This window comes from Actinoplanes sp. NBRC 101535, from assembly GCF_030269225.1.
Lineage (GTDB): Bacteria > Actinomycetota > Actinomycetes > Mycobacteriales > Micromonosporaceae > Actinoplanes > Actinoplanes rectilineatus.
In genome coordinates this window covers 20,923-33,061 of sequence record NZ_BSSY01000023.1, presented here as the reverse complement: position 1 = coordinate 33,061, position 12,139 = coordinate 20,923, and the positions used below count along the sequence as shown (strand labels likewise).

Below are 12,139 nucleotides of genomic sequence, written 5' to 3'. Positions count from 1 at the left end.
CTCACCGCTCGGCAAGTGCCGCGTCGATCACCCGCACCGAGTCGATGATCAGCGGACTTGCCTCACGGATCGACTCGGCGACGAGGTGGCCATCGCCGTACCGCGAAAGAATCTCCGCAAGCCGCCGCTCCACCTCCACCGGCTCACCGTCGGGAGTGGTCGTCATGTCGGCATAGGTGATCGCATGCGACGCCAACCCCTCCACCGGCGGGAACTCCCTTGCGAGTTCGTCGGACAGCCCTCGGTTACGACCCTCGATGAACGCACACGAGTGGTGCGCAACCAGCCGGCAGACCAGATCGTCCATGCCAGCGACGTCACGGAGGTAGCGGGCGCCGTCCAGCTGATGCATACCAGTGACGACCAGGTCAGGCGCATAGCCGACGTCGTGCAACCAGGCCGCACACACCAGCGCGGACGCGTCATCGCCGACGAGGTGAGCAACCGCCTCGGCCTTACGGCCGACGCCTTGGCTGTGCGCCCAGCGACGCGGAATCGACTCGGCAAGCACCAGCCGCGTCAACTCGAGGGCACGCTCAATCTCAGCCACACCGGCAGATTAGCGCCCGCCACCATGTGGCCGTGCCCCTCGTCGCTTGTACGTCCTCCTATGGGCGAGCCCCGGAAAGTAGTTCGGCGAGCTGGTCTGCCACGCTCGGCGTCACATCGCCCAGCCGCACGACCACAGTGCCCCGACGATCGATAGCATCGTGCAGTCCGGGGAAGTCCTGACCGACGTCGAACCCGGCATCTTCAAGAACGAGCGCCAGCCGATCAGTAGCCTCACGTGCCGTTTCATGCTCGGCTTGCTTGTCCGTCGGCATCGCAGCCCATCCGCTCAACTGGCGTTTCGTCGATACCGAGTCTGCCGATCGAGTGACCCAACGTGAACCACAGGACTAGGACGTCTAGGGACTTCTTGACTACGATGACGCCTGTAGCCAGCGATGGGAGTCGTTGCGTGAACAATCCACTCGCCCGAGCCCTCAGAAGCGCCGGGATAGACATCATCGACATAGCAGCACGCCTCGCCGTCGACCCAAAGACCGTCCAACGCTGGATGACCGGCCGCATGCCCTACCCCCGCCACCGCGACGCCCTCGTCAGAATCACCGGCTGGCAGGCCCACGACCTATGGCCCACCCTGCCGCGCCCCACCGAGCAGCCGGCCATGTCCGACGAGGTCCGCATCGTCTACCCACACCGATCAGCCGTCCCCACCGACGTATGGGCACGCCTACTACACCGCGCCGAACATGAGATCGACGTCCTGGCCTACAGCGCCCTGTTCCTCGCCGAGGACGCCACGATCCCCGCCCTGCTCCAAGACAAGGCACACAGCGGCGTACGCGTCCGAATCGCCTTGGGCGACCCCACCGGCGAACACATCGCCAATCGTGGAGACGAGGAACGCGTAGGCGCCGGCATGAGCGTCCGTATCCGAACGGCCCTGGTCAGTCTCCAGCCGCTCACAACGACGCCGGGCATAGAGGTGCGCCTGCACGACACGGTCCTCTACAACTCGCTGTGCCGCTCAGACGACGAGATGTTGGTCAACTCCCACATCTACGGCCGCCCAGCAGCCCATGCCCCAGTACTCCACCTCAAGAGCACCAGCGACGCCGGCATGGTCGCCACTCACACAAAATCGTTCGAACGAGTCTGGGGCTCGGCAAAACCGTCAAAGCTCTGACCCCGACCAGGAACACCAGCAGTCCCAGGCCGCCGACGCGGAAGCACCCCATACTGATCAAACACCCTGAGCGCTTCATACCGAGCCCGACACGGCTCCGGCTCCAGACACACAGCACAGAGCCCGCCCGGCGTCCCCGACAAGTGCCGATTCAGATGGGCATCCGCCACCGCCAGCCGGTCCAGCGCAGCCTGAGCAAGATAGAGACCCGCGCTCACGGAAGATCCGCAGGTCGATGGACTCGGATCCAGGCTATGACCTCCGCCGTGACCCAAACTGTCCCGGAAGCAAGAACAGCAGCCGGCTCCGGAAAACTACTCCGCCTGGTGAGCTGATAGACCCGCTGCCGACTAACTTTCACGATCTTCTGAATCTCAGCCGTACCAACGAAATCAGCCAGCCCCAACCTCTCCAGCCGTGCACCTGCCTGTAGTAATCCCATGTCCTTCGCCCGCCCTCAGCCTCGGTGAACCCAGCCGTCCGGAGCAAGTCGCGGACGGACGGGGCATATTGACACCGGCAGCCCCAGGCTCCAGCACTTATGGCTTCCGGCAGTCAGAAGGCTTCCAGAGAGTAAGACCCGTACGAACCTCAGCGGGCGGGACGTCCTGAAACTTCTAGACGTCATGAGCTGCGCCGACGCAGACGAAGAAGCGCGACACACCGCATAGAGGCGCTGACAACGCGCCGACAGAACAATCATATTTGCGAAGATGCGACCCTTTTCTGCCAATCAGCTGGACACTAGAATGATCATCGGAAGGATCCGCTTGCCAGATTCCGCCAGAATAGACGGGACTATCCAAACCGGCCATTCGACCACATATGTACGTTGCACGGCCGCGCCTCACGTGGGCATGTTGAGCCCCAAGTCCTGCTCAAGGCCTGTAGAACGAGTGAGTAGTAGCGACCCATTTCGGACTATCACATATCGGACAGTTTCTACTGCAACGCAATTGATAATGTCAATGTCCTGGAGATCACGCCCTTAAAAGACTTTTGACCTTGCCCTCCATCGGGGTAATGGACAGTGGAGCGTCGCCTGCATGGATCGACTTAGTGAGAATGCCAAAGAAGGCCAAGACGAGCCCGGAAAGGGTTTTGCAGAGAGAGCAAGAGACGTATTCAGGCGCCGCCCAGTCGAACTCAACGAAGCACTGGAAGAATCAAGCAGGAGTAATATTCCTGCTTACCCGAACGACAGGCCAGAAGTTCCATCTGCAGAACTCGATCAGCCTCATAGGTACGTCACTTCACTTGAGAGAAATCTGACCCCGCCTAGTGTGGTAAACGATTCTAGGAACGAATTCGCGGGTTCGGCTGAATCGGACGCCAACCAAGCTCTGACATCAGATCAAGTCGATGTTGATATTTCTGACGCTATTGAACTTGAAGAGAATTTGTATGAGGATCAAGAAAAGCGGAGCCAGGACTATTCTCATTCGCTGGAGCCGCACGGTGTTCCAGACGAAAAACGCGCGGCACAGTTCACCAACGAGGACCCCTCACCCGCGGAGTCTGTAGGCGAGGAGCCAGCCCTCAGCGATTTTTCATTGGATGGCATGGCAAACACGGATACGGAGCTCAAACCGGCAGACTCAAGCAGGACTCCTGAGCCATCGTCCGTCCACCTGAATGAGAATGAAGTGGCACGCCGGACCACTAGTTGGTTTGACCCGCCAGATCTAGAAGCTATTCGCGAGTCGGTAAAGGCGGCCACCGTCGATATCGACGTCGAAGATAATGCCGGAACAGTGATTGGAATCCAGATCACTGCTCAGTTCGGTCGGATGCTAGAGCCGCAACCGCTGACAGATGAAACGCTTATGACGATCAGCCAGGTCTTCCAAAAGCCGGTTCTACTAAAGGAAGGAATTAAGCGGGATTTCGACGACGTGGCCGAAAGTTTCTTCGCTCCTGGATCGATCGTAGTTATTAGCGGCAGAAGTGGTAGCGGCCGTACGATTACCGCGCTCGCGATGTTAGCTCTGCTGCGCAAAAGGGCAGGAGTCAATGTTCTTACCGTAGGCTATGGAGCATCGAGTAAATTTGATCTTACTAGATTTCCACAAGCATCAAGAAGCGGATTCCTGCTGGAGCTTCCCACAGACGATGCCGAGTTCATGGTCGGCTCGGATTTTGGTGTAACCCTTCGGGAAACTCAGGCATTGCTGCAACAACTGTATTCTCATCTCGTAGTCGTGACTTCGGATGAGCAATGGCGTCGAATTGGAATCGGATCACCCGTTCAGCCAATCGCTGTGGAGTCTTTGCCAAAAAGGAAGATGGCATATTCCTGGATAGAGCTGGATGCTCCGGAGGTCGCCGCAGAGGATTGGGTTAAAGGCCCCGAGATCGGAGAGATCCTCGATGCGGAGAAGACGCCGCGAGGCGTGATGGAAATCGTGACGCTAATCCTGAGTGCCGGTCTAGCGCTGCCCGAAAGGTTACCGGAGCTCGAGCAGAGAGAAATTGACCGAGTTCCGACCGGCCCACGAAGAGAAAAGGATTTGGACTCTAGGCGGCGGATCGCAAGTGTCATCGCCGCAAGAGCGAGCTGGCGCCCTCAGCTCCTTGAATGGCACAAGCAGCCGACGCGCACGAGCTTCGAAAGAAACTTCCTGCTAGCGGCTGCAACCTTGCCCGATACGCCTGTAAGCGAAGTACATATTGCCGCAAGGACGCTCACCAGAAAACTAGGCGAAGAACCTCCTGGCCTTGGCCAGCAGGGTCCAGGAGTAATCCATCTCGCTGACTTGGTCGAGGCTGAATTGGTAGGAAAAGACGACATCCTAGAATTTCCCCGTCCGGGCTGGGAGAATGCGGTCCTGCAATACTTTTGGATTGACCGTCCCGACAGCCGGCAGAAGTTCTTAAGTTGGCTGTCTTCTGCACCAATAGAAATTCCAAAAGAAGCGCTTGCCATCGGCACCCCTACGTCGGCCGCTGACGGAAGGAAACGAGCGCAGCGAATGGCCTCATTTGTTCTTCGCTGGGCATCGCGACAGAAACGCCCCGAATATCTCAGCGGCATCGTTATGGCATGGCACGGGCAAGACAACCTCTGGTTGGCGGCCGTTGAGGCGCTCAATAGGGCGTGCTTTGACGATACTATCGGCAGAGATACACATGCACTGCTACTCAACTGGTCGGGACAGCAAAACTCGGTACTCCGGGAAGCTGTAGCTGAGGTATGTAGCGGAGAATTCGGACGTGCGTATCCAGGCAAGGCGCTCGTGCGCCTGTCTCACATCGGCGAATCCGAAGACAAAGACGTAATAAAGGCAGCACGCAAGGCGCTGAAAACCCTTTGGGAAGACCATTCGCTACGGGGAACGGTCCTTACTGAAGTTTTAAAATGGTGCAGCGCCGACAAGGAAACGAAGCGCGCAGCTGGCAGGCGTGCCTTTACAACTTTAGCGGACATCCCTTACGAGCATGAGCCAGCCTGGCCAGATCTACTTATTTTGGATGAGCAGGCCTCCGACGAGGACCTTCGTCACCGCCTATCTCAAGTGGCAACCGGCTGGTATTTTATACTCGATTCTCCAAACGTTTCGGTTGAGGCAGTCGATGTAAGCGCACGATGGTTCGATGCCGCTCTTCTCTTCCCAAACGCAAGAAAGTCGCTGATTGAAGTATTTCAGCAGGCAGTATCGAAACTGTCTAGCGCTGGCTTCCCGCTACACCACTCACTTATTGACCTTGCGTATATCTGGAATCCGGGTGATGGTAAGGAGAAACTTCGAGATGACGTACGCCATGATCTCACGGATGCTCTAACGCCGCATGGCCTAGCTATCTTTAAATCAGTCTACGAGGAAAAGCGGGATTGAAGATTTTTAAACCCAAAAGGACAGAACAAGATTCCCCTCCGATGCGCTGGTCACTCCACTTCCAGGACGAAGTAGAAAGCGAGGATTCCAGTTTTCACTTCTCTGTGTCAACTCGCTTATCCTGGTCGCTCGATGGATCGTCTGTGCGCCCTCAAGACTCCAGCTTTGTCGCGGCAAAGAAGGTCCGAGAAATAGTTAAGGATGTCGCCTGCAAGTCGAGCATACTCCGCGCCTCAGCAACGGAGCAGGACGTAAACTTCGCTTTATCTGCTCTTATCAAAAAATCTTCAGGCGGGATTGTTTTCCATAGCGCCCGAGCCGACTTTGCGGTGAAACCTGAGACTGCCGAAGCTGCCAGCAGACTCGAACGCGAGCGACAAGAGATTGCAATCGAAAATCTTGAGCGGAATCGACTTCGGAAACGGATGGAGTTTCTTAGGAATGAAGCACTTAAAGACCCAGCCGCCGCGCGAATATTCTGGCTCGCCGAGTACCAAGGAATCCAGGATTACTCAGCGTCAAAGGCTCTTCTTGATGACTTGGTACACCAAGCCAGCCTTTGGACGCCCGACAACCGCTGGGTCGTGGTCGCCCAGCTTTTACAAAAGTTCGTCGAACAGTTGTCGGAGCCGCGACGCGATCGGCTCGTCGACCAGCTTGCCAAAATATTCATCGAATACGGTCAGACTGCTCTCGCTGAAGAGATAAACCACTCAAAAGGATCGTTCCCCAACGGCCCTCGAGCCTAGTCGAAGTTCCTCTCTTAGGTGACCGAGATTGCTATATAAGCAGGTAGCGCTTAATTTCGGCCAGATCATCGTGTCTTATTCGAGACACTTCTTGACGTCGAGACCTTCGGGAGAGCAAAGTATTGAGTATGGCTGATCCTTTGACACTAACGGTTCTTGGCGCGGTGGCAGCAACCGAGGGAATCAAATTCCTATATGGTCAGGCATCGGAAGTACTCACGGCATGGCGGGAGCGCGGCAGGGGAAGTCAAGAGGTTAGTGTTCCCTTTATTGATTCGGCCTGCCTCGATGAAACCCCGGCTGAATCGATCGTCGATATGGACGTGATTACTGCCGAAAATCAGAAGCTGATAGCTGCTGTCGGTGCTTTGCACCCTTACGCCGCTGATCTAGCTGACGTCGATTTAACAGACGAAAAGCTTGCCCAACATGCAGGCGACCTTCGTGCGCTGCTCGAAGCAGCCTATGGCTATCGGCTCACCTTCGCCGGCGAGGAACGTGAACCGACAGGAGCAAGCGTTAATGTCCAACAAATACTGGACAGCGTCTCGGGAAAAGTCGTAGGTGCAGAATCCGAACTTTCAGATGGCACGGTTGCTATATCACAGCGAGCCAAAAATGTTGATCGGGGCGGATCGCTCACCGGCTTTAAGGGACGTATCGGCAAGTAGATCTAGTGAGTCACCCCGGTTGGCAATACGGCAATTGTTGCCGACAATCTATTAGCTGACCTTTCGAGCGCCGCGAGGCCTTAATTGGAATCACTTCATAGCCACCAGGCGCCGCTGATTGCATGCACATCTATCGGCACGGTTCGGCGCTTAACGTTCGCACCTGGAGCAGCTTGTGGATAAAGAAGCGCCTCGCGATGATAGCGTAGCGGCAGTATACATAGACGGAGATAGCGAAGCGGAGGTATTCAATCGAGCAGCTCAATGGATCGCTAAGCATGATGGATCGGTAGAAATACAGGCACTGCAGTGGAGACGCCTTCTACATCAGCGCAGCCCTGGACATTCTGTCTTTGAGATGCACATCTACTTCGAACCACAATAGGTTCGGGATGGCAACCCAATAGCGGCGCCGATCGTGTCGATCGAATGTAGGCGCACCATAGCGGTCTCAGGCATGCTTCTCTGCACTGCGTCCCAGACAGCCGCAATCGTGAAGGCTAACGTCGACTTGGCCACATTAGACAAACTCGATCTGCTGAAGCCAGAACTTGCTCTTCCCGAAGGACAACACCAGGTGGTAGGCGTTTAATACGATTGATCATCCCAGGTGAGGCAGCTTCTATATGCGATCACCGTGTGCATGTCTGCCGTGTTGGGCCTCGGACACCAATCGAAGACACGAGAAGTCGCCGGGGTGCAAACCTCGGCGATCAGTGTTTCTGGCCCACGTCGGTAGGTCATCCGCGGGCCGATACGGCTGTACAACTCGGCATTGTCTCGCGGGTCGGCGTCGCGGAGTAGCCGGAGCAGGTCGTGGAACGCGTCGGCGATGGTGCCGATCTGATCGGTGGTCATCCGTTGGGGCGGCGCCTCGGTGAGTCCGGAGTCGGGCCTGTGCGGTTTTCTTGATCTCGGTGGTCTCGCTGGGTCCAGTCGGCGATCAGTGCGGGGTCGCCGCCGTCGGCGAAGGTCGCCCGGTAACGGCCAGGGCCGTTGCGTTCTCGCGGGCGGACGCTCTGAGCTGGGATGATGTCGATTGATCGGCCTATATGGAGGCGGATGGAGCGGGTGAAGCCCTCAAGGTGATCATGGAGTTCTTCACGCTGTACGACCACCAAGGACTCCACCCGCCGACGGCATCATCTCTGATCTCCGTACTGACCGTGACAACCCCTGGCATCGGCCTTACCCCCGGAACTTGGACACGGGGTTTATGCGGCTTGTGTGATGGTAGCTGATCTTTCTTGGAACCGCTCATAGGTGATCGGGGACTGCTGTCCGAGCCGGGAGTGGCGGCGGACGGTGTTGTAGCGGTGCAGCCAGCGGAAACTGTTGAGCCGGGCGTCGCGTTCGTCGGTGAACGCGCGGCGGCCCTGCAGGGTTTCGCGTTTGAAGGTCGCGTTGAACGACTCGGCCAGGGCGTTGTCGGCCGAGCTCCCGATTTTGCTCATCGACTGCCGGACGCCGGCCGCCGCGCAGACGGCGGCGAAGGCCTTCGATGTGTACTGCGCTCCGTGATCGGAATGGAAGATCGCGCCGGCCAGGCTGCCCCGGGTCCGCTGCGCGGCGTTCAGGGCGTCGATGACCAGGCCGGTGCGCATGTGGTCGGCGATCGCCCAGCCCGCCAGGCGGCGCGAGTGCAGGTCGATGACGGTGGCCAGGTAGAGGAAGCCGCGCTCACCGACCGGCAGGTAGGTGATGTCACCGACGTAGCGCTGGTTGACCGCGGGTGCGGTGAAATCCCGGCCGATCAGGTCCGGCGCCTTGACCGCGGCCGGATCGCCGATCGTCGTCCTGGTCCGGCGGCGCAGCCGCAGCCCCCGCACACCGATACCGCGCATCACCCGCTCGACGCGCTTGTGGTTGACCACGGTGCCGTTGTCGCGCAGCCCGGCGGTGATCCGCGGCACCCCGTAGGTGTTGCCGACCGCATGGATCTTGCCGATCTGCCCGGCCAGGACGGTGTCGGCGGCCTGCCGGGCCACCCGCGCCTCAACGGTCGACGTCCAGTAGTAGTAACTCGACCGGGCCACACCCAGGACCGGACACAACCGCTTCACGCCGTAGCGCTCATGGTGGTCGGCGACGAACTGGAAGCGGTTCACCAGCGCGTCTCCCCGGCGAAATACCGGGCCGCCTTCCGCAGAATGTCGCGTTCCTCTTCCAGCTCCCGGACCCGCCGGCGCAGCTCGGCGTTCTCCGCCTCCACCGAACCCGGCTCCGGCTTCACCGTCGCTGCCGCCGGCCGCCCGGACCCGCCGCCACGGCGCTGGTCATCGGCACGGACCCAGCTACGCAGCGTCTCCCGATTGATCCCGAGATCGTCGGCGATCACCGCAATCGTGGCGCCCGGCCGAGACCGGTACAACGCCACCGCGTCGGCCTTGAACTGTGCGGGATAGTGCTTGTTCGCCATCGTGCTCCAGGACTCCTGATCTACCCGGACCTCACGATCCAAGGTTCAAGTGTCCAAGATCAAGGGGAAGGCCCTTGTGCGGATTGTTCGGCGAGACGCACAGGTCGGTACGGTCGGCGGCCAGAGATCGCACCGCCAGGATCACTGCTGTTCACGGACCGGTGCCGGCCGCACCAGTTCCAGCACCAGGCGCCACGCGTTTGTGGGGAGGAACGCCCATGCCCACAGAAACGGCTCGTAGATCAGACGCATCAAACGTGCCTGGTCGGTGTTGAGGCCGAAACCGTCGACGTGACCCAGGTACTGGGCGATGTTGCCCGGGAAGACCGCGATGAGGAACGCCGTCATCACCAGGCCGGCCAGTGCGCGCCAGCGGCGTAAGACGACGACGGCGCCGCCGATGAGGATCTCCAGCACTCCGGAGACCAGCACCACCGCGTCGGGGTCGGCGGGGAACCACGGCGGCACCTGAGCCTGGAACTCGATGCGCGCGACAGTGAGATGGGAGATGCCCGCCAGGAGCAGCATCAGCCCGGCGGACACCCTCAGGGCCGCCGCGAACAGGCGTTCTCGGCGAAGGGATGCGGAACGGGCAGCGTCGAAGAATTTAGTCACGTGTGCAAATTATCAGACGTCGACGTCCCGGGCACCAGCGCTTCCGGAGGGGTGCGAGCGGGCGATGCCTTACGGCCGTCGCCCGGCCGCAGCCCAGCTTCCCTCGATTCCGGCGGCGGCGAAGTCGGCCAGCCGCTCCACGAAGCCGGGGTCGAGCCCGGCGCCCGCGGCTCCACGCGTCCCGCCGACCTGCTCGGGGCTCACCAGTAGCGCGAGGACGGAGAAGACCGCGATGCCGACCCGGCTGCCCACCTCATGCCGGTCACGTTCCGGCAGCACCCGTGCCGACACCGCAGCTAGCAGTTCGTCCAATCTCGGCCCGCCGTTGACCGCGGCCGCCCACGAGGGATCCTCCGCCAGTTGCAGTCGGGCGATGATGCGCATCCAGCGCAGGCCGCCCACCGGATCGGCCTGGATCAGGGCGACGGCCGGCATCAGCACCGCCTCGATCAGCTCCCGCGGCGTGACCTCGCCGTCGCGCTCCAGCAGCGCGCTGAGGTGGCGGCTCATGTCAGCGCCGACGAGGGTCATGCGGCGGTCGATGACCGCGGCGACCAAGGCGGTCTTTCCTGCGGGGAAGTGGTATGCGAGTGCCCCCGGCGCCACTCCCGCCTCCCGGGCCACGGCCCGTGCCGACACCGGGTCCAGGCCCTGTTCGCCGAACATCCGCTCGGCCACCGCCACCAGCCGGGCGCGGACGTCGAGATCGGTTCGCGGGCCCCGGCGCCGACCGGGACCGGGGTCGGGGTCGGGGTCGGTTGTCACGCGATCAATTCTATGCGGTCCGGTGGCGGCCGGGACTTCCGGCGGCAACGCACCATCGACGCGTTCGTGGCCGCCTTCAACGACGCACAGCCGGACGTCGACCGGGTGCTGTCACTCTTCGCGGACGACGTCCGCCACCTCCCCGGCCACGGGCCAGGACGGCGCACGAGGGCGCCGCCGATCCGGCCGGTGCCGATGAATGCGCGATGCCGGTCCTTCGCCGGCTCGCCCGGCTCCGAGGCCGCCGTCCGCAACGGCACTCCGTCAGCGGCTGAGAACGACCTTGAGCGCTCCGGTTCTGGACGGCTCGGCGAAGAGGTCGTAGCCGGTCATGATGTCGTCCAGGGCCATCCGGTGGGTGATGATCGGTGACAGGTCGATCTGGCCGCCGGCCACCATGCCGAGCAGCCGCGTTGTCGATGAGGTGTCCACCAGGCCTGTGGTGACGGTGATGTTGTGCGCCCACAGATGTTCCAGGTGCAGCATGGCCGGGGCCCCGTGCACGCCGACGGTGGCGATCCGGCCGCCCGGGCGTACCAGGGTGGTGCACAGCTCAAAGGCCTCCGGCGTGCCGACAGCCTCGATGACGACGTCGGCGCCGAGACCGCCGGTGAGCGCCCGGATCGTCCCGATCGGCACTCGGTCCGGGGCCAGCGTCACGTCGGCGCCGAGGTTCTTCGCCGCCTGCAGCCGGGCCTCCACGACGTCCACGACGACCACGTGGGCCGGGGAGTACAACCGTGCGGTGACGACCGCCGCCAGACCGATCGGGCCGGCGCCGACGATCACCACGGTGTCGCCGGGACGCACACGCCCCCGCCGGACCCCGACCTCGTAAGCCGTGGGCAGAGTGTCCGCCAGCAGCAGCGCCGAGTCGCCGGCGAGCCCTTCAGGAAGCCGGTAGGTGGACAGGTCGGCATACGGTATCCGCGCGTACTCGGCCTGGACACCGTCGATACGGTGGCCGAGTGCCCAGCCGCCGCCGTTGCGGCATTGGCCGTAGACACCCTCGCGGCAGAAGCGGCACAGACCGCAGGCGGAGATGCAGGACGCCAGCACCCGGTCGCCGGCCGACAGTCCGGTGACCGCGTCGCCGGTGGCGACGACGGTGCCGACCGCTTCGTGGCCCAGGATCCGGCCGGGCCGTACGTCGTGGAGGTGTCCGGCCAGGATGTGCAAGTCGGTGTCGCAGATGGTGACCGCGTCGATCCGGATGATCGCGTCGCGTGGATGCCGCACGGCCGGGTCCGGGACCTCGGTCCAGGAACGTTCTCCCGTTCCCTGGTAGACCAGTGCTTTCACGATCGTCTCCTTCGTCCTGGAAGGAACAGTTGCCGCGAGCGTGCATCAGGCGGACCCCATCCGGAAGGGTCGAAGGGCATCGATGTCAC

Annotated in this window: 11 protein-coding genes; 4 read left to right on the top strand and 7 right to left on the bottom strand. The window is 61.2% G+C overall.

Translation table 11 applies throughout. The features are described 5' to 3' along the window. Position 1: 1 nt before the first annotated feature. Positions 2 to 550 carry an HD domain-containing protein gene (locus QSK32_RS39640; protein WP_285474817.1) on the bottom strand — a complete coding sequence of 183 codons (549 nt, stop codon included), beginning with the start codon at positions 548 to 550 and terminating at the stop codon, positions 2 to 4. A gap of 58 nt (positions 551 to 608) precedes the next feature. Then, the gene (locus QSK32_RS39635) at positions 609 to 824 is read right to left on the bottom strand and encodes a hypothetical protein (RefSeq protein WP_285474816.1); all 216 of its coding nucleotides are present in this window, start codon (positions 822 to 824) and stop codon (positions 609 to 611) included. A gap of 137 nt (positions 825 to 961) precedes the next feature. On the opposite strand from QSK32_RS39635, the gene QSK32_RS39630 reads away from it, so the two are divergent. Further along, the gene (locus QSK32_RS39630) at positions 962 to 1,693 is read left to right on the top strand and encodes an XRE family transcriptional regulator (RefSeq protein WP_285474815.1); all 732 of its coding nucleotides are present in this window, start codon (positions 962 to 964) and stop codon (positions 1,691 to 1,693) included. Positions 1,694 to 1,907: 214 nt separating this feature from the next. Here the strand turns inward: QSK32_RS39630 and QSK32_RS39625 are convergent, their stop codons facing one another. Further along, positions 1,908 to 2,135, bottom strand: coding sequence for a helix-turn-helix transcriptional regulator (locus QSK32_RS39625; RefSeq protein ID WP_285474814.1), 228 nt, complete (start codon positions 2,133 to 2,135; stop codon positions 1,908 to 1,910). A gap of 604 nt (positions 2,136 to 2,739) precedes the next feature. Here QSK32_RS39625 and QSK32_RS39620 point away from each other — a divergent pair. The 3 genes from QSK32_RS39620 (at position 2,740) to QSK32_RS39610 (ending at position 6,949) form a co-directional block, all read left to right on the top strand. Next, a complete protein-coding gene (locus QSK32_RS39620) occupies positions 2,740 to 5,529 on the top strand; it encodes a hypothetical protein (RefSeq protein WP_285474813.1) in 2,790 nt (929 codons plus the stop codon). A 41-nt stretch (positions 5,530 to 5,570) separates the two neighbouring features. After that, positions 5,571 to 6,278 carry a hypothetical protein gene (locus QSK32_RS39615; protein ID WP_285474812.1) on the top strand — a complete coding sequence of 236 codons (708 nt, stop codon included), beginning with the start codon at positions 5,571 to 5,573 and terminating at the stop codon, positions 6,276 to 6,278. A gap of 128 nt (positions 6,279 to 6,406) precedes the next feature. Further along, complete coding sequence (locus QSK32_RS39610) at positions 6,407 to 6,949, top strand: hypothetical protein (protein WP_285474811.1); 543 nt, start codon at positions 6,407 to 6,409, stop codon at positions 6,947 to 6,949. A gap of 1,214 nt (positions 6,950 to 8,163) precedes the next feature. Here the strand turns inward: QSK32_RS39610 and QSK32_RS39605 are convergent. The 4 genes from QSK32_RS39605 to QSK32_RS39590 all read right to left on the bottom strand — a co-directional run bounded on the left by QSK32_RS39605 (position 8,164) and on the right by QSK32_RS39590 (position 12,050). Next, positions 8,164 to 9,368, bottom strand: a protein-coding gene (locus QSK32_RS39605) for an IS3 family transposase (RefSeq protein WP_285474882.1) whose coding sequence is annotated in 2 segments (ribosomal slippage) — positions 8,164 to 9,068 and positions 9,068 to 9,368 — 1,206 coding nt in all. Because the reading frame shifts where the segments join, the coding sequence is not laid out codon by codon here. A gap of 141 nt (positions 9,369 to 9,509) precedes the next feature. Beyond that, a complete protein-coding gene (locus QSK32_RS39600; protein WP_245674129.1) occupies positions 9,510 to 9,983 on the bottom strand; it encodes a DoxX family protein in 474 nt (157 codons plus the stop codon). Positions 9,984 to 10,052: 69 nt separating this feature from the next. Beyond that, a complete protein-coding gene (locus QSK32_RS39595; RefSeq protein ID WP_285474810.1) occupies positions 10,053 to 10,748 on the bottom strand; it encodes a TetR/AcrR family transcriptional regulator in 696 nt (231 codons plus the stop codon). Positions 10,749 to 11,012: 264 nt separating this feature from the next. Next, positions 11,013 to 12,050 (bottom strand): alcohol dehydrogenase catalytic domain-containing protein, encoded by a 1,038-nt coding sequence (locus QSK32_RS39590; protein WP_045745113.1) that lies wholly within the window; start codon positions 12,048 to 12,050, stop codon positions 11,013 to 11,015. Positions 12,051 to 12,139 lie beyond the last annotated feature (89 nt).